Genomic DNA, 25,666 nt, shown 5'->3' with positions numbered 1-25,666 from the left:
GCAACAGGGCGATGCATTGCCCTGTGAAAATTAACGTTGTTTGATTAAATCAATAAAGTGATCAAATAAATGTGCGCAATCATGCGGGCCAGGGCTAGCTTCAGGGTGACCTTGGAAACTAAATGCTGGTTTGTCGATAAAATGAATGCCTTGAAGTGATCCGTCAAATAATGATTTATGAGTCATTTTGATGTTGCTTGGTAATGACTTTTCATCAACAGCAAAGCCGTGGTTTTGACTGGTAATCATAACGGTGTTGGATTCAATTTCTTCAACAGGGTGGTTGGCACCGTGATGGCCAAATTTCATTTTTTCAGTTTTGGCTCCGCCAGCAATGGATAAAATTTGGTGTCCTAAGCAAATACCAAATATCGGTAAATCCGTTTTTAAGAATGCTTTGGTTGCTTCAATTGCATAGTCACAAGGCTCTGGATCGCCTGGGCCATTTGATAAAAATATGCCGTCTGGATTCATTGCTAAAACATCGGCAGCCGCGGTTTTAGCAGGAACAACCGTTAATTTGCATCCACGTTCAACTAACATGCGTAATATGTTGGTTTTTGCACCAAAATCATAAGCAACTACGTGATAAGGAAGTTCTTCGTCAGTTTTAACGCTGTGACCTTCGCCTAACTTCCAAACACCTTCGTTAAAAGTGTATGTGTCAGGTGTGGTTACTTCTTTTGCTAAATCCAGACCTTTAAGGCCTTTGTAATTCTTAGCAAGTTCTAATGCTTTTTCTACATCAGCTTCGCCAGTTACAATGCAGCCGCCTTGTGCGCCTTTTTCTCGTAATATTCGAGTCAATCGTCGAGTGTCAATATCGGCAATTGAAACAACATTGTTGTCTTTCAAATATTCATCTAATGATTGTTCGCTGCGAAAGTTGCTAGCAAGTAATGGTAGGTCACGGATGACTAAACCTTTTGCGAAAACGCTGCGAGACTCTTCGTCTTCTTTGTTAACACCTGTATTACCGATGTGCGGGTACGTTAAAGTGATAATCTGTTCAGCGTAAGATGGGTCAGTTAGGATTTCTTGGTAACCAGTCATAGAAGTGTTAAAAACCACTTCACCAGTTGAAATACCTTCGGCTCCGATAGCGATGCCGTGAAAAATGCTACCGTCGGCAAGCGCTAGAATGGCGGGCGTGCTCAATGCTGTGTCCTCTTTATAAACTCGAAAAAAAGCGGAATGAAGTGAACTTCAATCCGCTTAGAAGTATGGTTGTCGTTTGGTTATCGTTCGGTTGTTGCACTAGCGTATTTCTAGTCACAAAATTTGCCGAATTATATCTTTTTGTGAGCTAAGTTGTCCACAATAAACAATTTCTATATTGGACGAAGGTCATCAAAATACAAATGTTGCTTGAATTTAATTCAAAGGACTTTATATAACGTGTTCATTTATAATAATTGAGTTTGTATGTTTCGTTTTTTTATTTTTGCATTAATTGCATTGGTGGTCATTGAATTATATACATTGGTAGCTGTGGCCGAAGTCGTAGGTGTTTTAGGGACGATTGGGCTTGCTATTGGTACTGCAATTGTTGGATTGAATATTTTAGCAGGACAAACTAAGCGACAAATGTTTAAGTTGCAACAAGCGATTCAGGCTGGGAGAAATCCACAAGAAGTCGTTGCTGAAGGGATTTGGATGTTAATTTGTGGATTAATGTTATTGGTGCCTGGATTATTAACTGATGTGGTGGGCGTAATGCTGCTTATTCCTTTTATTAGGCAGTGGTTAGTCGCTAAAGGATATGCACCTAAGTTTAATATGCCATTTTCTGGATTTAGACCTCAAAATGAACCTGAGGAAGATGTCGTAGAGGGCGAGTTTTACGAAGAAGTGCCAAGAAAATCACATTTAAACGATGATTCTAAATAAATATAAATTTATTTGTTGAAATTATTATTGCTCATCCCCATTAAACAGCGCGAAGCGGTTGAAACTATCAAAATCAAAAAAATAGTCGATCGCTGTTTATTTTAACTTTTGGAGAAAATATAGATGAATATTCGTCCTTTACATGCGCGTGTTATTATCCGCAAACAAGAAGAAGAAACAACAACAGCTGGTGGTATTGTATTGCCTGGTTCTGCAAAAGAAAAACCCACTCAAGGTGTGATCGTAGCAGTTGGTCCAGGTTTTACTTTGGAATCCGGTGAAGTGCGTGAATTATCAGTAAAAGTAGGGGACAAAGTTGTCTTCGCTGAATACGCTGGTAACGTGATAAAACATGAAGGCGAAGATTTATTGATTTTAAATGAATCTGACATTTTTGCAGTAATTGCATAATTAACTATTAATCACATAATTTTAAGGTAGGAAATTTAAATGGCGGCAAAAGACGTATTATTTGGTGATAGCGCACGCGCAAAGATGGCTCGTGGTGTAAATTTATTAGCCGATGCAGTTAAAGTAACATTAGGGCCAAAAGGTCGTAATGTAGTATTAGATAAATCTTTTGGTGCACCAACAGTGACAAAAGATGGTGTATCTGTAGCAAATGAAATCGAATTAAAAGATAAATTCGAAAACATGGGTGCGCAAATGGTTAAAGAAGTGGCATCACAAGCAAATGATAATGCGGGTGATGGTACAACAACAGCAACAGTTTTGGCTCAAGCATTTGTAAATGAAGGTTTAAAATCCGTTGCTGCTGGCATGAATCCAATGGATTTAAAGCGCGGTATTGATGCAGCGGTTAGTGATGTTGTGAAACAATTACAAGCATTAGCTCAGCCTTGTACTGATACTAAAGCGATTGCTCAAGTAGCTACAATCTCTGCTAACTCTGATACTTCTGTAGGTAACATCATTGCAGAAGCTATGGAAAAAGTGGGTAAAGAAGGGGTGATCACAGTTGAAGAAGGTTCAGGTTTTGAAGATGAGCTAGAAATCGTTGAAGGTATGGAATTTGATCGCGGATATTTGTCCCCATATTTCATTAATAATCAAGAAACGATGTCAGCGGATATGGAAAACCCATTAGTATTACTCGTTGATAAAAAAATCTCTCAAATTCGCGAATTAGTGCCTGTATTAGAAGCAGTGGCTAAAGCGGGTCGTCCATTGCTGATTATCGCTGAAGATGTAGATGGTGAAGCCTTAGCTACATTGGTTGTGAATAATATGCGCGGCGTTGTAAAGGTATGTGCTGTCAAGGCGCCTGGTTTTGGTGATCGTCGTAAAGCAATGCTACAAGATATCGCAATTTTAACAGGTGCAACTGTAATTTCTGAAGAGATTGGTATGTCTTTAGAAACAGCAACCATTGAAAATTTAGGTTCTGCTAAGCGTGCAACTTTAACAAAAGAAACAACAACGATTGTTGATGGTGCGGGTGTTGCTGAAAATATTCAAGCTCGTGTTTCTCAAATCCAAACTGAAATCGCTCAATCAGAATCCGAGTATGATCAAGAGAAATTACAAGAGCGCGTTGCAAAATTAGCAGGTGGCGTGGCAGTAATTAAAATTGGGGCAGCGACAGAAGTTGAAATGAAAGAGAAAAAAGCCCGTGTTGATGATGCTTTAAATGCGACACGAGCAGCAGTAGAAGAGGGTGTATTACCAGGTGGTGGTGTTGCGTTAGTTAGAGCAGCAGCTGGCGTGACTGCTAAAGGCGCTAACGAAGATCAAGATGTAGGTATTGCTTTAACGTTACGAGCTTTGGAGGCACCGTTGCGTCAAATCGTATCAAATGCTGGTGGCGAGCCTGCGGTTGTTGTTGATAAAGTGAAAGCAGGTACTGCAAACTATGGTTATAATGCAGGTAATGACACATACGTGGATATGATTGAAGAGGGTATTTTGGATCCTGCAAAAGTAACACGTTCGGCATTACAAGCGGCTGCTTCGGTTGCTGGTTTGATGATTACTACAGAAGTTATGATTACTGAGTTAACTGATGAGAGTGATGCTAATAATGCGGGTACAAATGGTATGGATATGCCTGGTATGGGCGGAATGATGTAATAAAACTGGCTTAAATTATTAAGTTTAGTTTTTAAATCCTTGTTTTTTTAATTGTCATGAAACTTTTAAATTAAAAGTATGTCATTAAAAAGGCAGGGATTTTTTGCGTCATTGCGCTTCATTTTGTAGAATGCTGTGCTTTTTTATAATTTTAATGGCTTACAACGTATGTTTAAAATCAAAACCAGTATCATAATCGCATTAGTGGTCTTTTTGGTCACCTTGGTTTTGACTGTGCCAAATTCCTATTTAGTGAATAAATTTGCAGGACCGATTGAAATGTTACCTGTGAATATTCAATCAATTGATGGGAGTATTTCAACCGGTTCAATCGTAGTGGATTATGAAGGAATAAAAACTCAAGTCGATTGGTCTTTAAAGCCTGGTGCATTATTGCTAGGTAAAGTAAAAGCAGATGTAATTATTTCAATTTTGGATTCTCAATTAACTGCAAATGTTGTGTTAGGTTTGAACTCATTGAATATTCAACATGTAAATGGACAATTAAGTTATGCCACTATTTCAAAACTTGGTCAGTCTCAACGTCTTGAAGTGGAAGGGGATGTGAGTATCCAAAATATTGCCTTTAAAATTACTCAAGCGTCGATGGAAAATGAATCAGGTGACATTTCTAATGTTAAAACGTTACACCAACTTGATGGTCGCATGATTTATACAGGAGGAAAGGTCACTCACCCTCAATTTGGTCAAAAAGAAATTCCTAGATTGGTGGCTCAAATAAATGAAGCTGAAGGTGTTTGGAAAATTTCATTGAATGATGATAATGAAAATTTACTCAATTTAGTTGATGTATCTTCAGATGGCAGTTTAGTGGTGCAAACTTATAAAGCTTGGTCTCCAATTATCGGTCAACAATTTAGGGGAAGTGATCCGATCTCTATCCTAAATTATGATCTTCCGACATTTAAATAGGGTTGTAATGTGGCGGTATTAAATTTACAAAATATTTGGGTTCGACGATTGATATCGATTGGATTTATTTTAACGGTCGCAGTGATCGCTCATATACTTGCGCTATTAACTTGGGGGTTGATTGTGACACCAAGCTATTCATATTCAAGTGAAATTGAATTGCCAAAAAGAGATGTGAAGTCCACGGCAATGGTTTCTGATACAGTGAATGCAAGTCGTATTGCCAATGTACATTTGTTTGGTCAGTTTGCAGAGATTGTGGTTGAGCAACCAATAGAGGTCGTTCAACCAAAAGTTGAACCAAAAGCGACTCCGCTTAAGTTTGTTTTGATGGCAACTGCTGCCAATGTTTCCCTAAAAAATGGAATGGCATCTATTGCTGAAGGGCGAGACACTCAATGGTTTCGTGTTGGCGATGATGTCTTTGAAAAAGCCACATTACATGCTGTTTATGCAGATAAAGTCGAATTTGAGCGCGACAATGGTGAGATTGAGATTTTAGAATTTAAAAAAGACAAACTGTTTGATTACAAAGAGTATGTCGCTCCTGAGCGGGGTGCGAATTTAGGTTCTGAATTTGAATATGAATATGATGAATCAAGCAGCGAAAACAAATCTTATTCAAGCAGAGAAAATCCAACCTTTAAACCATCTGGAGTGGCTAGAGGGGTGTCATCTAACTCAAATGAATTACCTGAAATTGTCACTACTTTGGATCAAAGAGAATCCTCTGTTGAAAAAGTACAGTCAACAATAAATGAAAACGCTAATGTGAAAAATCAAGTAGAGCGATATGTGAGTAACCAAATCACTAAATCTAATCCAGTTTCTATGTTATCTCAATATGGTTTAAAACATATTCCAGGCAAAGGTTATCAAGTCACATCAAGAGCAAGAGATTTAATGCTTTTAGGCTTAAGGGCTGGGGATATTATTATTAGCATAAATGGAAATAAAGCTACGACACCGGAACAAGATATTCAATTGATTGATGGTGTCATGAGCAGTGGTGAAATTTTAATTGAATACGAACGTAATGGTAAAGTGCTGGTTATGAAGCAAGCACTTTTACAATTTTAAGCATACATAAACAGGAATAATAAAATAATGAATACGATCAATACTTTGGCTCAACGCCTTTTTATGATTTTGACAGTGATCAGTGTGGTTATGTTTGCCCAATTAAGCTTGGCACAAGAAGATGACGATGAGCCACGTTGGGGATTAAAATTTCCTGATAATGATATTTCTGAACTTGTGGATTTTGTCAGTAAAGTGGTAGGCAAAAACTTTGTTGTTGATCAACGTGTGAAAGGTAAAGTACAAATCATTTCAGGCGGTGGAACATTAACTGCTGATGAAATTTATGTGTTGTTCCAAGAAGTTTTAGCTTCAAATAACTACGGTGTCATTGAAAAAGACGGGTTTACATCTATTGTTCCAACTAACCAAATGCGTAATTTAGCCTCGAAGATTGATTACACTGGTGAGGTTGAAGGTAACGAATTTATTACAGCGGTAATCCCAGTTCGTAATGCAAATGTGAATGATATTATTGCAATTTTACGTCCGATCATTGCAAAGTATGGTCATATAGCCCCTGAAAAAATAACTAACTCTGTTGTGATTGTGGATCACGCGGATAACATTCAGCGTTTTAGAGGGTTGATTGAACAGTTTGATATTGCAGATAAATCCACAATTGAAATTATTGAATTAGAAAATGCTTGGGTTGGAGGAATTATTCCTTTGCTTGAAAAAGTGCATCCAGAAACAGTGACTTCAGGTACTGCGAATTCAACGACTCCTGATTCTCAAATCGTTCGAGTGATCGCAGATGAGCGTTCAAATCGAATTATCCTAAAAGGCGAAGAGGGTGTTCGAACGGAATTAAAAGCATTAATCAAAAAACTGGATGTTAAAAGCGAAGTAAACAGCTCCTCAAAAGTTATATTCTTAAAAAATTCCAATGCAAAAGAAATGGCGACGATGCTTCAAGGTTTTGCTGGAGTTGTACAAAAAACTCAGCAAAATAACGCGACAACACAAGCCGCAACATCAGCTACGGCAATCATTCCAGATGAAAGCTTAGATGCATTAATTATACGAGCTGAGCCTGCTTTAATGCTTGAAATTGAATCAGTTATTGAACAGCTTGATGTGGTAAGGGAGCAAGTGTTAATTGAGGCGGCCATTGTTGAAATTTATGGGGATTTAAGCAATCAATGGGATATGTCTTGGGCAACTAATCCTGAAGCAGTTGTTGAAAATGGATTAGTACCTGCGATTAGTAGTTTTGGTAGTTCTGGAAGTATTTTGAAAAGTGCGGCATTAGGAACTACTGCTGTAGTGAGTAATTTAGCAGATGTAAGTGGTGCTGCGATTGGTATTGTTGATCCGTTTTCTGATGTACCAAATTTTGGATTGATTATTACTGCTTTGGAAGAAAATAATGCGATTCAAGTTTTAGCTACCCCTTCGATCACTACGATTAATAATCAAGAAGGATCGATTGTAGTTGGTCAAAATGTACCATTTGTGACGGGTTCTGCTACTGACACTACATCAGCTACTATTGTTCGTCAGGATGTTGGTACGACTTTAAAAGTGATTCCGCATATTCAGCGTAATAATATTGTTCGATTAGAAGTGAGTCAGTCATCAGATTCCATTGCTTCTAAGCAAGTTGATGGCGCTGCGGATTTGATTACTAATAAACGTACGATTGAAACTGAAGTATTAATCAAAAGTGGCAAAACAATAGTATTAGGCGGTTTGGTGAATACATCCTATTCAGAAGGTGAATCTCGTGTTCCATTTTTAAGTCGTATTCCAATTATTGGGGTATTATTTAAATCTAAAACGACTTCTATGACTAAAACAAATTTAGTGGTTATTTTACGTCCTACCATTATTACAGGAGCCGGTGATGAAGTGGATGAGGTTACCCAGCGTAAATATTTAAAAGTATTTGATATCAAAGTAGGTGGGAATGATTTAATTGCCCCAAGTTATGATGATGTATTTGGTGGTGATTTACTTCCAAGTGAATAGTGGGAAATGGTAAAAAAGCCCCTTAAGTGCAGACTTAAGGGGCTTTTTTTTTACTTTTTAAAATTTATTTGAAATCAGCGGGTTTTGCTGGGCTGATATAATACTCGTCAACTTTCACATTTTTAGCTTCGTCCATGGCTTGGTTACACATTAAATCGCATAATTCGTTGCCCGCATTACCACTGTGACCTTTAACCCAGTGCCAAGTGATTTTGTGTTTAGCTACTTCGAGAATTAATTCATGCCACAAATCGATATTGACAGCAGGTTTTTTATCAGATTTGATCCAACCTTTTTTCTTCCAATTTACCGCCCAGTTTTTTTGGATACCATCGATCACATATTTGCTGTCACTGTGGAAATCAACATGACAAGGCTGGGTTAATGATTTTAATGCAAAAATGACAGCCATTAATTCCATGCGATTATTAGTCGTTAATTTATAACATTGACTGGCTTGTTTTTTGTAAACTTTACCGTTCACCTTTGTTTCTAATACAAAGGCCCAAGAGCCGAGACCTGGATTTTGACGGCATCCTCCATCTGTATGAATAACCACTTGATGCATTACAATAAATACTCGTTAAAAAAATGCCATTGTATAAAAAAAAGTGTAATAAATATATCGAAGCAAACTTTGATCTGCATTCACATTGTGGTTTGCATTTGTTGTGAGGGTCGATTATTCTGCGCGATGTGTAAAATTAATGACAATTATAAACTTAGGTAAAAGATATGAAATTTACAAAATTGGCACTTTCTAGTGCTTTAATTGCAGCTTCGTTGACGTCAGTAGCAGGTATGCAAATGGAATCTTTTTCAAATAAAAAAATGCAAAATGGATATTCAGTTGAGTTGATCGATCAATGTGGTGTGGCTCCTGAAAAGTCTGTAAAGGACTTTGTGTTATTCGATCAAACCGTTAACCGCTTAACAGGATGGTCCCATGCATCAAATATTGAGGGTTTAAAATTAAGCTCTGATAATTACAGTGCAAAAGTGGTTGCTGATTCTACTTGTAATAATGCCGCTACATACCAAAATGTATTGGTTAAAAAATATGCTAATTGGGATGCGCAGCATGTAAATGGCATTGAACCTCAATTTTCAGCGGATGATATTAAGCTAGAGCAGCTTGAAAGTATTGTATTAGAACTTAAAGTCAGCAAAAACAAATCCAGTATTCCTTCTAAAAAACAAATTTCTGATTTATATCAATCTTATTTAAATGCAGATCAACTAGCTCAATTAGATGATAATAAAATCAACTTTGGTATTACAATTTTTGAAGCGGGTTTTAATGATCAATCAACAGCATCTTTTAACGCAAATATTTATTTGGAATTAGATCAAGCCGATTATTTTGATCAATGGGTGCGTATTACCATTCCAGCAAGTAGTTTAAATTACTTTACTGAGCAAAATTGGGGGCAAACTTCAATTGACCCTGTAGAGTTCGCACAAACACAGGTGTTAGGTTTGCGTATTAACCCTGAAACTCAAACAGGAAAAGTGGTTCGTGCTTCAATTTCTGACACGTTCGAAGCAAATACGCCAACAGAAACTTTTAAAGAGATGAACGTATCCTTTAAAAAAGTAGCATTTATTTTAAAATAAAATCATTTTAATTGTATTTAATAGAAATATAAAAAAACCGACGTTAAAGTCGGTTTTTTTTCAGTATGAAGATTAAAATGCATCCGGTGTCATAACTTCTATGTCAGGACGTGTTGATTGATAGCTTAATAGGTGATGCATTTTATTGCTTTGGAAGGAGAGTTGCAAAGTGATGATGCTATTGTCGCTATGCCAAATACTTTTAAGTATCAGATCGTCATTAGCAATGGCGTTACCCCATTGTGGTTTTTCTATGATTTGCGCGTCAGGGTGCCAAATTTGTTCATTGCTAACGGGTAGAGCATATTTTTTTGAAAGTTGTTTTTGAACGATAAAATAATCTTCAACATAATCTTGAAATAATATATGTTCATCTTGAAAATCAAAATATCCATCGGTTAATTGGTTGTTTTCAAATAAATACACGATATTACTGTGTTTAAATATAGAAATTTTATCTTTGTATACTAGGAAATTTTGGTTACCAGGAGGGGTGTAGTTTTCACGTGTTTCTATTGAAATAATATCTTGTTTGGTATCTCCCCAGTTGCCTGAAGCGAAATCAGTAGCAACGCTATTTATGCTTAAACTATAAATACTAATAAAAAATAATACAGAGTACTTTGCATTAAAAATCATAATTTTGTCCAAATTAAAAACAGGTGAAACCATTCAATAACTATATTTTTAAAAGAGAGACTAAAAATGAATCTGATTAATTAAAGTCGTATTAAAAAATCAGTAAACTTATAAATTTAGTTGTTTCCATTATGAAGTTATTGAATGCCTGTTTTTAGTTTAGGCAATAATTAGAAATTATCAAAGTAGTCCAATAACTCGTCTCCATCTAAATCTTTAAAGTCTTTATTTGACTTTTTTTCAGGCTTTTGATCTGATTTTTGTTGTGCATTTTTAATTGGTTGCTTGATGTTTTCTTCGACAATTTTAGCTTCAGTAGGTTGTTTTTTTGCATTACCTGAAGATTCGTCTTTTTTCCCTTGTGCTAAAAGAGATTTTGCATACGCACTGAGGGGTTTGTTCTTGTGCTTGCTTAATTTATTTTTAGATGGGATTTTCCCACGATTTCCGTCATTATCTAAAATTTGAGATTTAGAACCTGTTTTGACGGAATTGACAGTTTTTAAACTGCGCGTTTTTTTAGTGCGAGACATGATACATGCTCCTAAAAATGATCACGCCACTTTCGCAGGGAAGTAAATACATCTAATTCACTGTTATAAGGCATGGATTGCTTGGATACAGCATCAATTATAGCGCGTTGATCTGTATTGAAAAATGGGTTTAACTGTTTTTGAGCACCGATTGTACTCATTGGTCGGTTTGATTCACTGAATTGATTAAGTGTTTCAATCGTTTGTTTAATGATTTTATTATTGGGTTGCAATGTTTGAGCAAAAGACAAGTTAGTTAAATCATAATCATGGGCATTTAAAAATTTACAGTCATCTTTAATTGTTTTAAGCCATTGTATGGCATCAAACATACTTTTATAGTGATTCGCTCTGACTCTCCCCATTCCATAATTGAATACGATATCTCCAGAAATTAACCAGTTATGATTGGATTCTAAAAACACATGATGTAATGGTGTGTGGCCAGGTAAATGCTTAATGCTAAATATGTACTGGTTGAAGCTTAAAACATCATCTTGATTAAAACCAATGGCTTGTTTAAATAACGTTTTCATACCCGCTGGGCAGTGAATAGGGATGTTAAAATGTTCGCTTACTGCATCAGCGCCTGCAAAATGATCTAAATCTTCGTGAGTGATCCAGATTTGAGAGGGAATAATTTGATTGTCGATACAAAAACGGATGCTTTGTTGAGCATCCGTTGGATCAATCACTATTGCTTGGTTATTTTCATTAACCAAGCAATAGTTGTAATTTCGCAATGAATTATGCAGATAAAACCGTTTGATAATCAGCATAATATATTGGTTTAGCTAGTTCTTTGATTGGTTTTTGAAACCAAGTCTTGTAATTTATTGGTTAAACGCACTTCTTTTTCTTGTTTAACTTTTTTGAACTGCTGAGTTTTTTTGCGCTTATTTAAGCGTTCTTCACGTTTAGCCTCAATTTGAGCGATGCTTTCTTGAGCGTGTTTTGCTTCTTCAGCAGTAACAAGTCCAGCTTCGTTTTGAGCTAGGTCGATACGTTGAGCACCTTCAGTGATACATTGATAATAAGTATATTGGCGTACATATGAAGATAATGCTTTGCGAATTTTAGTTTTAGATAATTTTTCATCTACTGCTAAATCCGCATGAATGCCTACTTTTAATGGTCGAGTATTTTCAAGATCAAAAACCTGCGGATAAGCATCTAATAAAAGTTGCATGGCTGCACGATTTGCTTCGACTGCTTTTCGGCGTTTTTCGTTATCGCTTAAAGGCTTGTTTTGTTCTGTTGTCTTGGGAGTATCAGACATGTCATTTCCGCAGTTAATTCTTAAGGCGCGCAATATACCCAAATCTTAGGGTAATTAAAAGGCGAATAATGTGTAAATGTTATATTTTGGCGATTTTTTCGCCCATTGTGACTTCACTTTGAGATTCTAATGAATCTAACCATTGAATCTGTTCATTTCCAAACAATAACACAACGGTAGAGCCTAATAAAAAACGGCCCATCTCTTCGCCTTTTTTAAGCTCTATTTGCTCCAATGGATATGGTTGGTGTTTTATCTGGCGCTTAAGAGGAGCGACCAATCCAGCCCAAACCGTTTCAATGCTTGCTACAACCATCGCACCAACTAAAACCATTGCCATTGGCCCATGAGGTGTTTCAAAATGCGCCACTACACGTTCATTTCTTGAAAATAAACGAGGTACGTTTTCGCTAGTTTGAGTGTTTACGCTGAACAAATCACCAGGGATGTAAGTCATCGCAGTTAATTTACCATCACATGGCATGTGCACTCGATGATAGTCCTTAGGACTTAAATAAACTGTTGCAAACTTACCATTTTGATAAAGAGCTACGTTTTCTCCTGCTAATAACTCTTCACAAGTAAAATCAAACCCTTTGGCTTGAAAAATGCGACCTTGTTTGATATCCCCCAATTGACTAATTGCACCATCGGCAGGGCAGGCGAATCCATTGTTGTCATCACATATTTTACGTGCATCCTTTTTTAATGCGCGAGTAAAAAATTCATTAAAGCTTTTAAACTGATCAAAGGATTCAATTTGAGCTTGCTCTAATGTGATACCGAATTTTTTAGCAAAAATGGATATAAATTTAGTTTTAATCCAAATATTTTCGCTAGCGGCGAGTTTGCCGACAATTCGTGAAATTAAATGTTGTGGCACAATGTATTGGAAAAAAATAAAGAGAAAAGTTTTTAAGCTGGTCATTAAGTTGATCTTCTGAAAAAATAGCCATTTTACAAGTTACATTAATTTGTACAAGGTTTGTTATGGTCGGTTTGTTTCAATTGTGTTCAAAATTAGGATTTTTGCTTTGTTTTATTTTAATTGCGTTGTTTTCTTTATCAGATGGGCAGGCAGTTGCTCAAGTTGGTCAATATGACAAAGTCGTTCATTTATTTTCTTATTTTGTGTTGTCTTTATGTTTTTGGATTGGATTTTATAAAACATTAGAAAAAACAATGCAGATAATTTCTGTAAATTTGGCTTTAATCGGGTATGGTATTTTAATTGAAGTGTTGCAAGGATTTGTACCTGCAAGATTCCCATCAATGATGGATGCCGTTGCTAATGCCGTTGGTATTTTACTGGGCTTTTTGCTTATTTGGATCCTGAAAAGGTATGATTTAAAAATTAAATTATTGAGTGATTAACTATGAAAGGTTTTATATATTTTGCGCTATTTTTTGCCCTTGCCATTAATTGGTATTTTTTGGCAACCATGCCTGATGACGTTGAAGAAGTGAAAACAATTCAAGAACAAAAAGCGCTTTCAAAGGAGGTGGCTCAAGTCATTGAACATAATGAAGTATTCACTGATCAATTTAATGCATTTTTGTTGATGCTCAATCAAAAAAAATGGCGAGATGCAGTGGATTTTTATCGAAATGAGTACGCAAGTTTTTTAAAATTAAATGGAGTGACAGAGCAAAATCATCCATTAACAAGTCAATTATTGATTACCTTGCAGTATTTATTAGCAGAAAATGAAACGGAACATCTTTCGACTTTAGCTAATTATTTGGTTGTTTGGTTCCCTCAAAAAGTTGAATTTATTCAATTTCAAATGATGGGATTAATTCAAAAAGGCAAAATCAATCAAGCCATTGATGTTTATTTTTTGAAATCGTCTGAAATTAGCGATATTGAACAAAAACAAGTATTTACTGATTCTTTTGATCAATGGTTAGATAAGCAGTTATTGGTGTGGCACGGTAATAATAGTGATGATGTGTCTGAGTTGGTTTGGCAAAAATTATTAAAATACGACACACAAAATGTTAAATGGACAGTGCAGTTGGCCCAGATTTTAGTTTGGCAGCACAGATACAAACAGGCTAAATCTGTGATCGACCCCGTTCAATTTGAATGGGATTATCAAGATCAAATCAGTCAAATTTTTTCTGAAATTAATATGAATTATAATTCAAATGAAAGTATTAATTTAGAAAAAGTAGGTTCGCATTATTTAGTGGATGCAGTTTTTTCCGATAATGGCATTACACCAGATGTTGTTGATGTGAAATTATTAATTGATACAGGAGCAAGTTATACTGTAATTGATCAACAGGTATTTGACGATTATTTTTTATACGTTGATAAGAAACGCACGTCAATGGTGACCGCTAATACGGCAAATGGTCAGGTTGAAGCGCAAATGTATGAAGTGTTTGAAATTAAAATTGGAGATTATTCGGTTAATAATATTCAATTTATTGTGTTAGATTTACCAGATGATGGATCAAGTGCTCAAGGACTACTAGGGATGAATTTTTTGGAGTATTTTAAATTTAATATCGATCAATCTAATTCAGTGTTAACGTTATCTTACTAAGTGATTTAATAAAGAGAGTACAATTTTTTTTGTACTCTCTTTTGTTTATTATTCTAAAATAACATCAACGTAATAATCTTCTACGCCATTAATTTCTTGTTTTAATAATCCATGAACATCGGTTTCAAAGCCAGGAAAACGAGTATTAAAATCTCGAACAAACTTCAAATAATGAATTATGGTCGAATTAAAACGCTCACCTGGAACCATTAATGGAATGCCTGGAGGATATGGTGTGACTAATATGGCTGTCACACGATTTTCTAAATGATCAATTGAAACGCGCTCAATTTGTTTTTGTGTCATCTTATCCCAAGCGTCGCCAGGTAAAATGGCTGTTTGGATGTTGGACAAATACATTTCACTTGTGATTTTAGCCACGCTGCGTTCTTTGTACATTTCATGAATTTGCTGACATAAGTCTTTTAAACCAACGCGTTCATAATGTGGGCATTTTTTAACGAATTCAGGCATGACACGCCAAAGTGGAAGGTTCTGATCGTAGTCATCTTTAAACTGTTGCAATTCAGTTACCAATGAGTTCCAACGACCTTTTGTGATGCCGATAGTGAACATGATAAAGAATGAATAGAGCCCTGTTTTTTCAATGATAATGCCGTGCTCTGACAAATATTTAGAAACAATTGAAGCTGGTATCCCTGCATCATCAAAATCACCGTTCACATTTAAGCCTGGTGTGATAATGGTCGCTTTAATAGGGTCGAGCATATTAAAGCCAGTCTCAATGTTTTCAAAGTTATGCCATTTTTCATCTGCATGTAAAATCCAATCTTTTTGTTCAGTAAACCCTTCGTCCGCTAAATTATCCGGCCCCCAAACTTTGAACCACCATTGATCATCACCAAAATCTTCGTCAACTTTACGCATGGCGCGTCTAAATTCTAATGCTTCGGTTAGTGATTCCTCGACTAATGCACCGCCACCAGGTTGCTCCATCATGGCAGCGGCAACATCACAGCTTGCAATGATTGAATATTGAGGGCTGGTGGATGTATGCATCAAATAAGATTCATTGAATATATGAGTGTCTAATTTTTCATTCTGGCCATCTTGAATTAATATTTGCGAAGCTTGAGATAAACCTGCTAATAATTTATGGGTAGATTGTGTTGCCAATATTAATGTGTCTTTTAATATTGGTCTGTCTTGCCCAATAGCGTGCATGTTTTTATAAAATGGATGGAATGTAGCATGAGGTAACCAAGCTTCATCAAAATGCAGGGTTGGAATTTGTTCTCCTAACATGCTTTTAATTTCTTCCACATTATAAACAATGCCATCATAAGTACTTTGGGTGATGGTTAGTATTTTTGGTTGTTTATTTTTTGCGTTACGTGCAAATGGATTTTGTTCAATTTTTGCTTGGATGGATTCCATTGAAAATTCTTTTTTAGGAATCGGGCCAATAATCCCGTAGTGATTACGGGTCGGCATTAAGAAAATTGGAATCGCACCCGTTAAGATAATTGCGTGTAAAATGGATTTATGACAGTTACGATCAACCACCACAATATCACCTGCAGCAACCATCGAGTTCCAAACAATTTTATTAGAAGTAGAGGTGCCGTTAGTGACAAAAAATAAATGGTCACAATTGAAAATTCGTGCAGCATTTTTTTCACTAGATGCAACCGGTCCTGTGTGATCCAGTAATTGACCAAGCTCATCTACGGAATTACACACATCGGCACGTAACATGTTTTCACCAAAAAATTGATGGAACATTTGACCGACAGGGCTTTTCAAAAAGGCAACGCCACCTGAGTGCCCAGGGCAATGCCAAGAATATGAACTGTCTTGAGCATAATTCATTAATGCTTTAAAAAACGGTGGCGCTAATGAATCTAAATATTTGGTTGCTTCACGAATGATATGACCTGCGACAAATTCTGGGGTGTCTTCAAACATGTGAATGAAACCATGTAATTCTCTTAAAATATCATTCGGTATATGGCGACTTGTTTTGGTTTCGCCGTATAAAAAGATAGGGATGTTATTGTTTTTATTGCGCACTTCTATAATGAATTTACGTAATGATTCAATTGCGTCGATTGAATCTTCATTATTTTGAATTAATTCTTCATCATCAATGGATACAATAAATCCAGATGCTCGACTGGATTGTTGAGCAAATAATGACAGATCAACGTAGCTTGTGAACCCAATGACTTCAATGCCCCTTGAACTTATAGCATCGGCTAAATCGCGAATGCCTGAGCCTGAAATATTTTCAGAGCGAAAATCTTCATCAATTATGATGATTGGGAATTTAAATTTATTCATAAGTTTCCTAGTAAGGATCAATGGGTTGCAAATTAATGCGTAATTTTAATCAGTTAATACAAAATAAACAGCATTTATCTAATAATCTTTAAAAATTTAATTATGAGAAATGGAGGGTTGACTGAAAAGTAAACAAATTCAATGCAAGAAATCGTCCTTGATCTGCATTTAAAAAGTTTAATTGGGTTAATCTTGAGCTTGCTCAATGCCTTTTTTCATGTCAACAAATAGAAATAAAATGCCCCCGACAACAAAAAATACAATGATTAGTAAAAGGGCGTTTCTTAGGCCGACGGCATCTGCAACAAAACCGTATGTCATGCCTAGTAGAATGGCTAATCGACTGAACATGCCCCAAAAGCCAAACATTAAAGCCGAGTCTTCTTTTTTAGTAAGCATGCCAACAACAGCACGGCTTGAACTTTGGGTGGCGCCCATTGCTAATCCGATAGCAATTGATAAATAAGTAAAAGCAGTATTTGCATCCGTACCTAACAATAATCCGACTTTTTCAATATTAAAAATACTCAAAACGCCCATGATCCACCAAACCAATGTGATGAGGATGGATTTTTTTGGGCCTATGAATTTGTCGATCACTCCAAATAATAATGCGCCAAAAAAGGCAGACAATTGCAAAAGGATAAACATCATTGCAAGTTGCCCATCCGTTAAAGTTAATGCCTGGGTTGCATAGATACCAACAAATTTAATGATAATGGCGTAACCGGCAATATAAATTGTAAAAGCAATGAAAAATTTAAACAAAACAGGATATTTTTTAATGATTTGGGTGCTATGCACCAATCGGGATATACCCAGTTTAAAGACTTGTTTAGTATTGAGTGTTTCTTTAGGTGAGATTCGACTTTTTACCCAAATAAAAGTGGGTATGGCTGAAACTAAAAAGAATGCAGCAATAAATAGCATCGCATTTTGATTCATGGCTACTTGTTCATCAATTGTTGCATCAGATGCACCATCCATAATTACAAATTTAACGACAATTAAAGAAATCAAACCGCCAAGGTAGCCAATAGCCCAGCCCAGACCAGAAATTAATCCCATATTTTTTCGTGATGAAATATCCGATAAAAACGAAGCGCAAAAGCTTTCACCGATCATCCAAGCAGCATTGCTGATAATAATAATGCCTATTGCTAACCATATATCACCAGGGCCCACAAAAAATAATAATCCTGTAAATAAGGAACATATAAAAGTAGACACCATTAAGTAGATTTTTTTGTGTCCACTTAAATCACATAACACGCCAATAAATGGAGATAGAATTAAGGCTAATAAACTGGATAAGCCAATGGCTAATCCCCAGTAGCTATTGGCGTTGTATCCTTGAGGGACAACATGTGCAACAAAGTAAGCTGAAAATACAATGGAAATAATAACAGTGGTATATGCCGAGTTGGCAAAGTCATACATTGCCCAGCCAAACAGTTCACGTTTTTTAACTGGATTGTTAGTAGTTTGCATAAGCATCCTATTGAAGGTTTAAAAAAAAGGCATTGTGCCAGTAAGTGTAAAAATTTGAAAGAAACGAGTTTCATTAATGTGTGTCATGCTGCTAATTCTGTTGCATATGGGAATGAATCATTTCAGGGTAAAAAAAATCCCCGCAAAAGCGAGGATTGATTTGGTTTAAAATAGTTTATTTAATAAACATCATTTCAGCATATTTTGGTAAAGGCCACGCTGTATCATCAACCAATACTTCTAGTAAATCAGCTTGTTCACGCACTTCTAGCATCAAGCTGCATATTTCATTCGCACAGAAATGCATATGAGTATCGATGGAATCAAAATCATGTTTAGTAATTGCTGTTTTCAATTCAGCGACTTTAGCAATCATTGTATTTGCAGCTGTTGCCACTTCTTTAGCAACGCGATTATCTAATTCAATTTCTAAATCTAAAGCTGAACCTAAAGCTAAACTTAATTCATTAAAGTAACCAATTGCAGCAGGGTAGATGGTTGTAGTTGCCATTTCAGCTACCAGTTTAGCTTCAACCATAATTGATTCAATGTATTGTTCTGCATACACTTCATAACGACTGCTTAATTCCAAAGGCGATAATACTTCAGTATTTTTGAATAACGCTTCCACTTCAGGGTCAAGAAATGCAGGTAATGCATCAGCGGTGTTTGGTAAATTTTTCAAACCACGCTCTTCAACAGCCATTTTATGCCATTGAGCTGAATAACCATCACCACCAAAGATTGCGTTTGAATGTTCGTCCATCAGCTCTTTTAATACTTCAATAACTGCTTCTGTTTGCGCTTTGCCTGATTTTAAAGATGCTTCTAATTTGTCAGCAATCCAGTTTAATGAATCAGCAAGCATTGTGTTCATGGCTACTAATGGGCCAGAAACAGACTGGGCAGAACCCACAGCGCGAAATTCAAAACGGTTTCCTGTAAAGGCAAACGGAGATGTACGGTTACGATCACCTGGGTCACGAGTGAATGTTAAAATTTGAGATAAACCTAAGTCCATCTTGCCGCCATCTACGGTAGCTTTGATTTCACCAGATTGAATATCTTTAAATAATTTCTCTAGTTGATCACCTAAATAAACAGACAAAATAGCTGGAGGCGCTTCGTTTGCACCTAAACGGTGATCGTTAGATGCAGATGCAATAACCGCACGTAATAATGGGCCAAACTTATGTACGCCACGGATTACCGCGCCACAGAATAACAAGAAGTTCAAGTTTTTCTCAGGAGTATCACCTGGATCCAATAAGTTTCCTTGGGTAGAGTTGCCAACTGACCAGTTAACGTGCTTACCAGAACCGTTTACACCAGCGAAAGGTTTTTCATGTAAAAGCGCGGTCATGCCGTGTTTCTTCGCTGTCTTTTTCATGATAGTCATTAGCAATTGCTGATGATCAGCAGCAACGTTTGCTGCCTCATAATAAGGTGCGATTTCGAATTGGCCAGGAGCTACTTCATTGTGGTGAGTTTTAGCTGGGATGCCCAAACGATATAGTTGATCTTCAAAATCTTGCATGAATACTTGTACGCGCTCAGGAATGGCACCGAAGTAATGATCATCAAATTGCTGGCCTTTAGCAGGTGGGGCACCAAATAATGTACGACCAGCTTGGATAAGATCAGGTCGAGCGTTTGTGAAGTGTTCATCTACTAGGAAGTATTCTTGTTCAGCCCCACAACTTGAATTTAATGTCGCGATTTCAGTTTCGCCCATTAATGATAAAACACGTTGACCGGCTTTATTCATAGCTGAATTTGAACGTAATAATGGAATTTTTTTATCTAATGCTTCGCCTGTCCAAGACATGAATACACTTGGAATCATTAAAACAGCACCGTTTGGTGTATGCATAATGTAAGCAGGACTTGTAGGGTCCCATGCAGTATAACCTCGCGCTGCGTTAGTCATACGTAAGCTACCGTTAGGGAATGAAGACCCATCAGGTTCGCCTTTAATTAATAAACTGCCAGTAAATTCAGTAATTGCATTACCTTCAGAATTTGTTACGACAAAGCCATCATGTTTTTCAGCCGTCGCGTTAGTCATTGGGTAAAAAATATGTGAGAAGAACTTAGCGCCTTTAGACATTGCCCAATCTTTCATTGCCGCAGCAACAACTTCAGCAACGACAGGATCTAAAGTTTCACCTGTTTGTGTGGTTTTTTTAATCGCTTTAAATGCATTTTTAGATAGGCATTCTTCCATTTTTGCTAAATTGAATACATCTGTTGCCCAGATTTTACTTAACGGATCAGTAGGTGTTGTACTAGTTGGGACACTAGCGTTTATTGCACTTATTGCCGAAAGTCTTGAATCATTTGCACTCATTTTTTACCTCTGATTTTTTGGTTTTAATTAATTTGAAAATAATTTGTAAATTGTAATGTTTATGCTAACGCAAAAAATAAGCCAACTTATTCTATAAGTGAAATTATCCTTATTGAACGAATTTATTAAGGTGTTATCTTAATTTTAATTTGAGTTTGAGTAATTTCTTTGTGCTTATTTGGTGCGATAGTTTGGTTTTAATTTATTTTTGCATCAAAAAGGTGCGTACTTAAATTGGTTGAGTACTTATTATAATTTTCTCAATGCTAATATTGTTGACCTGTTTAATTTTGAAGTGAAGGTGGTTGAATGAAATTGATTCCTCTTGATTAGGTAGGCGCTTAAATAAATGCATCATTAATCCTCCAAGTGTGTCGATGTTTTCTTCGCTGTATAATCCGGTCGTACTGATTATTTTTTCTACATCCAATAATGAAAGCGCTCCATCTAATTCCCAGCTATTGGCATCAATTTGATGAATATGAAATTCTTGAAGTTCTTTTTTATGGTTAACAACAACATTTAAAATATCTTTTAATGACACAACACCTACCACTGTAGAAAATTCATTAATCACCAATGCCAAACCAACTGGTTGTCTTTTAAATGCGCCTAACGCATCGGATAAGTTTAATGATTGTGGAAGAAATAATACATTTGGTTCATTTTCGATTTTATCAATTTCAAAATGATCATTTTGAATTAATTGGTGCAATATCGTAGTTGCTTCAACTAGCGCGACCACATTGTTAAGTTCGCCATCGCATAAAGGGTAAAAATGATGATTATGTTTTAAAATTAATTGTTTAATTTGCTCATCGCTTTGATTTGTGCTGAAAAAACAAACCTCTTCTCTAAATGTCATCACATTTCCAATGGTTCTTTGTTCCAGTTCTAATACATTTTCAATGATTTTATGCTCATGGGATTGAATGGCACCATGCTCCATGCCTGCATCCATAACCGCTGAGATATCATCAGAGGTGACTTGCTCGTCCCTTACAAATGGCATATTAAACAAGCGCAGCACGCTGTCAGAAATAATATTAAAAAACCAAACTAGGGGTTTTAAGACTGTCACACTTAATAACATGATTCGTATAAACGAAATGGCAACTTTTTCAGGTAAAGCCATACCTATGCGTTTAGGGATAAGATCAGCAAATAAAATAAATAAGCTTGTGACCATAATAAAGGAAAAAGTAAATGCAATGGAGTTTAGCCACTTACCTTCATAAATAATGGAAATCAAATCTTTAAAAATAGGGGTGAAGGCAGATTCACCAATAATACCACCAAGAATGGCAACGGCATTTAAAGCGATTTGCACAGCGGCAAAAAAAGAGCCTGAATGAGATTGAAGTTGCATCACAAGTGATGCTCGAGGGTCGCCATTATCTAATAATATTTGTAATTTCACTTTTCGTGACGCTGCCATTGATATTTCACAAATGGCAAAAAACGCACCAAAGCAGATTAAAAGAAAGATAAAGAAAATATCCATGGTGCCATTTCGCTCAAGTAAATAAAAAGTCGCGCAGATATACGCCTATTGCTTAATTAGATCAAGTAAAATAAATGTTGAATTTGAAATATTTTTTTATGGTTCAATTTAATATTAATTCATTATAGAGGTGTAGCCACATTTTGATCTGATCTTCTGGCTCTAAAGGAGCTAACCCTAGCTCTAAATACAGCTCTGTTGATGTGTCAACGATGGTTTGATAGTCATGATTTTCGAATAAATCAAATACGCTTTCAATTTGAAAAGGGTGGGGTTGTTCGATACTTGAATACAAGCAATTTAACACATCATCCAACCAAGCAGGATCTGAGCTATAAATGATTTGCTTATCGCAATCCTGATTCAATTCTTTGATTAAATCTTGAGCAGTGACACCAAAATCAAATAGATCTTCCAGATTGTACTCGCCTTGATCAATGCCATCGAGCCATTCATCTTCTGGAATGATGGTGATGCATTTATATTGACCATCACTTAGACTCCAGCCCAAGCAAATGGGTACACTGAGTTCACTTAAATCACTGGATTGGAATGAAACGATACATGGGTAATTTTGTTTTGAAGGCATGATTAGTTCAACTGACTTAAAAAAGGTTGGTAAGCAAAAGAGGCTCAATTATAATCGCCTACCTAATTAACGCGAGAGATATTTTATGACTGATCGAATTAAGCGAGATTTTTCACTACGTAATCAAGAAGAGAAAACTGAATTTTTACAAATGACTTGGTGTAATACCTGTATGAAAGAAGACTTAGGAATGGAAGATCCTCAGGAATATGAAATTGAAGGTAAGATCTTTATTGATGGAAAATGCGTGAAATGTCACTCAGTTGTCACCACTGAATTGGCTTTTGATGACGAATAATCTGCCTGTAATCGTTTTTGAAGATGATGATTTTGTTGTTATGGATAAACCGTCTGGATTGTTAGTGCATCCTAGTTGGTTAAGTAAAAACGATGACGATTTTGCTGTGGATCAAATGAAGCGATATTTAAATGTTGATAAAATTCATAATGTCCATCGTTTGGATCGTCCAACTTGCGGTTTATTATTGTTTGCAAAGCATGTTGATGCAGCTCAAAAAATAGGTTTGATGTTTGAACAAAACTTAATTGAAAAAAATTATATCGCCATTTGTCGAGGTTGGGCGCCGTCATCAGGAGAAATTGATTATGCGTTAAAGCCTGAGCACGATAAAATTGCCAATAAATTTTCAAATCCTGTTAAAGAAGCTCAAGATGCGCTGACCCATTTTACCTGTTTAAAGCAAAGTCAGATTGAAATTGAGCTAAATGGACATCCCACGGGGCGTTTTTCTTTTGTCTCTATTCGACCCAAAACAGGGCGTAAGCACCAAATTAGACGTCACTTTAAACATATTCATCATCCATTATTGGGGGATACGCGCCATGGTTGTAATAAAACCAATCGCACATTAAAAGATCGGTTAAATTGGTCTCGCCTTGCATTACGTGCAAATAAAATGCAATTCCTACATCCTTATTCACAACATCTCATTTCCATTGAGGCTCCAAGATCTATAGAGTTTGATTTCATGTTAAACCAGTTAGATTTACTTTGATTCACCCTTAGGAATTCTATGCGCGGCTCGAAAAGTACAGAAGAAGTAAAACCCGTTAATACCCTAATGATTAAGCATGTCATTTTGATGCTTTGGCCTTATATTTGGCAGTTTAAATGGCGAGTCATATTTGCTTTGGTTACGTTGTTTTTAGCGGCTAAAATCAACGTTACTTTGCCTTTTTTGTTAGGGGGTATTGTTGATCATTTTGAACAGGTTAATGTGGTGGTATTGCCTGTTGCGGCGCTTGTTTTATATGGGTTGTTTCGGTTTTCGCTTACCTTTTTAGCTGAATTTAGAGATGTGTTATTTGCTCGAGTTACCGAACGATTGATCAGTAAAATGAATTTGAAATTATTTGCCCATTTGCATCAATTAGATTTGAGTTTTCATCTATCTAGGCAAACCGGGGGAATCAGTAAAGATATGGAGCGCGGTGCTCAGGGGATTAGCTTTATCATGCGTGCTTTATTGCTTAATATTGCGCCTACTATTTTAACTTTGATTTTAACAATGGAAGTTGTGACAAGACTATATTCTGTCTGGTTTGGCTCGATCATTTTAAGCTCAATTATCGCCTATGTATTATTTACTGTTGTGGTAACAGCGTGGCGAACGAAATTCATTCGCCAAACAAACTTGGAAGACTCTAAAGCTAATACTCGTGCAGTAGATTCATTGTTAAATTATGAAACAGTTAAATATTTTTCAAATGAACAAGCAGAGTCAAACCGCTTTAGCGATTCCTTACAAAAATGGGAAAACGCACGTTTAAAAAATCGATTAAGCCTTGCATTTTTAAACTCAGGCCAGGGTTTGATTATTACTTTGAGTTGGGTGGGAACCCTTGTTTTATCTTGTTTTGAAGTGATTTCTGGAAATATGAGTCAAGGGGATTTAGTGGCTGTGAATGCATTAATGATGACATTGTTTGGTCCTTTAAATATGCTTGGTTTTATCTATCGTGAAATCAAACGGGCCATGACGGATTTGGAGCATATGCATGGATTATTAAATACAAAAAGCCAAGTTAATGATGTCTCAAATGCCAAAACATTGATTTGCGAAAATGCGAATATTGAGTTTAAAAACGTCGATTTTCATTACGATGCTAAACGTAAAATATTAAATGAAGTGAGCTTTAAAATTGATGCTGGTCAAAAAGTTGCATTAGTTGGTGCATCTGGCTCAGGAAAATCAACTATTGCTAAATTGTTATTTCGTTTTTACGAAAACACAAGCGGGCAAATAATCATTGATTCGCAAAATATACATCAGGTCACCCAGGCATCATTACGCAAAAACATAGGTGTTGTGCCTCAAGACACTGTGCTATTTAACGATACAATTTTTGCCAATGTGCAATATGGCAATTTAGAGGCTACTGAGCAAGATGTGTGGCGTGCGATAAAAGATGCAAATTTATATGATTTTATTCAAGCGTTACCAGAAAAAGAACTCACTATGGTGGGGGAGCGCGGATTAAAATTATCAGGTGGAGAAAAACAAAGAGTATCGATTGCTCGAGTTTTTTTGAAAGATCCGAAAATTTTAATTTTTGATGAAGCAACTTCTTCATTAGATACCTTGTCAGAGCAAAAAATTATGGCAAGTTTTAACGCGTTAAGTGAACAGAAAAGTACGCTAGTTATCGCGCATAGGTTGTCTACGATAGTTGATGCCGATAAGATAGTGGTGTTGGATGCAGGGCAGGTCATCGAACAAGGGACACATGAGGCGCTTTTATTAAATGCCTCGATGTATGCAAAGTTATGGGACCGACAGCGATCGGAACAAATTGAATCTGGATTAAAAGAGTAA

The 25,666-nt window shown here is 36.2% G+C and carries 24 protein-coding genes; 12 read left to right on the top strand and 12 right to left on the bottom strand.

The features are described 5' to 3' along the window. Positions 1-30 precede the first annotated feature (30 nt). Positions 31-1,158, bottom strand: coding sequence for a glutamine-hydrolyzing carbamoyl-phosphate synthase small subunit (gene carA, locus TYM08_RS10900; RefSeq protein WP_422379177.1), 1,128 nt, complete (start codon positions 1,156-1,158; stop codon positions 31-33). 267 nt (positions 1,159-1,425) lie between these two features. Here carA and TYM08_RS10895 point away from each other — a divergent pair, with 267 nt between their 5' ends. From TYM08_RS10895 to gspD, 6 genes are all read left to right on the top strand, one after another. Further along, the gene (locus TYM08_RS10895) at positions 1,426-1,890 is read left to right on the top strand and encodes an FxsA family protein (RefSeq protein WP_422379176.1); all 465 of its coding nucleotides are present in this window, start codon (positions 1,426-1,428) and stop codon (positions 1,888-1,890) included. A 123-nt stretch (positions 1,891-2,013) separates the two neighbouring features. Further along, positions 2,014-2,301, top strand: coding sequence for a co-chaperone GroES (locus TYM08_RS10890; RefSeq protein WP_422379175.1), 288 nt, complete (start codon positions 2,014-2,016; stop codon positions 2,299-2,301). A 39-nt stretch (positions 2,302-2,340) separates the two neighbouring features. Further along, complete coding sequence (gene groL, locus TYM08_RS10885) at positions 2,341-3,981, top strand: chaperonin GroEL (protein ID WP_422379174.1); 1,641 nt, start codon at positions 2,341-2,343, stop codon at positions 3,979-3,981. A gap of 168 nt (positions 3,982-4,149) precedes the next feature. Further along, positions 4,150-4,914 carry a type II secretion system protein N gene (gspN, locus tag TYM08_RS10880; protein ID WP_422379173.1) on the top strand — a complete coding sequence of 255 codons (765 nt, stop codon included), beginning with the start codon at positions 4,150-4,152 and terminating at the stop codon, positions 4,912-4,914. A gap of 9 nt (positions 4,915-4,923) precedes the next feature. Further along, the gene (locus TYM08_RS10875; protein ID WP_422379172.1) at positions 4,924-5,994 is read left to right on the top strand and encodes a type II secretion system protein N; all 1,071 of its coding nucleotides are present in this window, start codon (positions 4,924-4,926) and stop codon (positions 5,992-5,994) included. 27 nt (positions 5,995-6,021) lie between these two features. Further along, positions 6,022-7,968, top strand: a complete 1,947-nt coding sequence (gene gspD, locus TYM08_RS10870; RefSeq protein ID WP_422379171.1) for a type II secretion system secretin GspD — start codon at positions 6,022-6,024, stop codon at positions 7,966-7,968. Positions 7,969-8,032: 64 nt separating this feature from the next. Here gspD and rnhA read toward each other — a convergent pair whose 3' ends face one another. Further along, on the bottom strand, positions 8,033-8,536 hold the full coding sequence (gene rnhA, locus TYM08_RS10865) for a ribonuclease HI (RefSeq protein ID WP_422379170.1): 504 nt from the start codon (positions 8,534-8,536) through the stop codon (positions 8,033-8,035). Positions 8,537-8,703: 167 nt separating this feature from the next. Between rnhA and TYM08_RS10860 the strand changes: the two genes are divergently transcribed. Next, positions 8,704-9,585, top strand: coding sequence for a hypothetical protein (locus tag TYM08_RS10860; RefSeq protein ID WP_422379169.1), 882 nt, complete (start codon positions 8,704-8,706; stop codon positions 9,583-9,585). A gap of 72 nt (positions 9,586-9,657) precedes the next feature. Here TYM08_RS10860 and TYM08_RS10855 read toward each other — a convergent pair whose 3' ends face one another. The 5 genes from TYM08_RS10855 to asd all read right to left on the bottom strand — a co-directional run bounded on the left by TYM08_RS10855 (position 9,658) and on the right by asd (position 12,964). Beyond that, the gene (locus TYM08_RS10855) at positions 9,658-10,224 is read right to left on the bottom strand and encodes a hypothetical protein (protein WP_422379168.1); all 567 of its coding nucleotides are present in this window, start codon (positions 10,222-10,224) and stop codon (positions 9,658-9,660) included. A gap of 170 nt (positions 10,225-10,394) precedes the next feature. Further along, entirely contained in the window at positions 10,395-10,757 is a 363-nt protein-coding gene (locus TYM08_RS10850; protein ID WP_422379167.1) for a hypothetical protein, read from the bottom strand. An 11-nt stretch (positions 10,758-10,768) separates the two neighbouring features. Then, a complete protein-coding gene (locus tag TYM08_RS10845; protein WP_422379166.1) occupies positions 10,769-11,536 on the bottom strand; it encodes a hydroxyacylglutathione hydrolase C-terminal domain-containing protein in 768 nt (255 codons plus the stop codon). 11 nt (positions 11,537-11,547) lie between these two features. Next, on the bottom strand, positions 11,548-12,036 hold the full coding sequence (locus tag TYM08_RS10840) for a ProQ/FINO family protein (RefSeq protein WP_422379165.1): 489 nt from the start codon (positions 12,034-12,036) through the stop codon (positions 11,548-11,550). A 79-nt stretch (positions 12,037-12,115) separates the two neighbouring features. Beyond that, complete coding sequence (gene asd, locus TYM08_RS10835) at positions 12,116-12,964, bottom strand: archaetidylserine decarboxylase (RefSeq protein ID WP_422379164.1); 849 nt, start codon at positions 12,962-12,964, stop codon at positions 12,116-12,118. 62 nt (positions 12,965-13,026) lie between these two features. Here asd and TYM08_RS10830 point away from each other — a divergent pair, with 62 nt between their 5' ends. Further along, positions 13,027-13,410, top strand: coding sequence for a VanZ family protein (locus TYM08_RS10830; protein WP_422379163.1), 384 nt, complete (start codon positions 13,027-13,029; stop codon positions 13,408-13,410). 2 nt (positions 13,411-13,412) lie between these two features. Beyond that, on the top strand, positions 13,413-14,591 hold the full coding sequence (locus tag TYM08_RS10825) for a retropepsin-like aspartic protease family protein (protein ID WP_422379162.1): 1,179 nt from the start codon (positions 13,413-13,415) through the stop codon (positions 14,589-14,591). Positions 14,592-14,639: 48 nt separating this feature from the next. Here TYM08_RS10825 and TYM08_RS10820 read toward each other — a convergent pair whose 3' ends face one another. The 5 genes from TYM08_RS10820 to TYM08_RS10800 form a co-directional block, all read right to left on the bottom strand. Then, entirely contained in the window at positions 14,640-16,895 is a 2,256-nt protein-coding gene (locus TYM08_RS10820) for an Orn/Lys/Arg decarboxylase N-terminal domain-containing protein (RefSeq protein ID WP_422379161.1), read from the bottom strand. Between the two features lie 186 nt (positions 16,896-17,081). Further along, a complete protein-coding gene (locus TYM08_RS10815) occupies positions 17,082-18,386 on the bottom strand; it encodes an MFS transporter (protein ID WP_422379160.1) in 1,305 nt (434 codons plus the stop codon). Between the two features lie 175 nt (positions 18,387-18,561). Then, a complete protein-coding gene (locus tag TYM08_RS10810; protein ID WP_422379159.1) occupies positions 18,562-20,736 on the bottom strand; it encodes a glutamine synthetase III in 2,175 nt (724 codons plus the stop codon). A 229-nt stretch (positions 20,737-20,965) separates the two neighbouring features. Continuing rightward, positions 20,966-22,240, bottom strand: coding sequence for a hemolysin family protein (locus TYM08_RS10805; RefSeq protein WP_422379158.1), 1,275 nt, complete (start codon positions 22,238-22,240; stop codon positions 20,966-20,968). A 103-nt stretch (positions 22,241-22,343) separates the two neighbouring features. Further along, a complete protein-coding gene (locus TYM08_RS10800; protein ID WP_422379157.1) occupies positions 22,344-22,829 on the bottom strand; it encodes a hypothetical protein in 486 nt (161 codons plus the stop codon). A gap of 85 nt (positions 22,830-22,914) precedes the next feature. Here TYM08_RS10800 and TYM08_RS10795 point away from each other — a divergent pair, with 85 nt between their 5' ends. From TYM08_RS10795 to TYM08_RS10785, 3 genes are read left to right on the top strand one after another with little or no spacing between them, the layout of a single operon-like run. Continuing rightward, positions 22,915-23,127: a hypothetical protein gene (locus TYM08_RS10795; RefSeq protein ID WP_422379156.1), complete on the top strand. Its 213-nt coding sequence runs from the start codon at positions 22,915-22,917 to the stop codon at positions 23,125-23,127. Further along, positions 23,117-23,845, top strand: coding sequence for a pseudouridine synthase (locus tag TYM08_RS10790; RefSeq protein ID WP_422379155.1), 729 nt, complete (start codon positions 23,117-23,119; stop codon positions 23,843-23,845). Before TYM08_RS10795 ends, TYM08_RS10790 begins: the two co-directional genes overlap by 11 nt. An 18-nt stretch (positions 23,846-23,863) precedes the next feature. Beyond that, positions 23,864-25,666, top strand: coding sequence for an ABCB family ABC transporter ATP-binding protein/permease (locus tag TYM08_RS10785; RefSeq protein ID WP_422379154.1), 1,803 nt, complete (start codon positions 23,864-23,866; stop codon positions 25,664-25,666).

It is taken from the genome of Marinicellulosiphila megalodicopiae, assembly GCF_045862395.1.
In the GTDB taxonomy this organism is placed as follows: Bacteria; Pseudomonadota; Gammaproteobacteria; order Pseudomonadales; family Natronospirillaceae; genus Marinicellulosiphila; species Marinicellulosiphila megalodicopiae.
The sequence above is the reverse complement of the archived record's forward strand: the minus strand, read 5'-3'. Positions and strand labels throughout refer to the sequence as shown.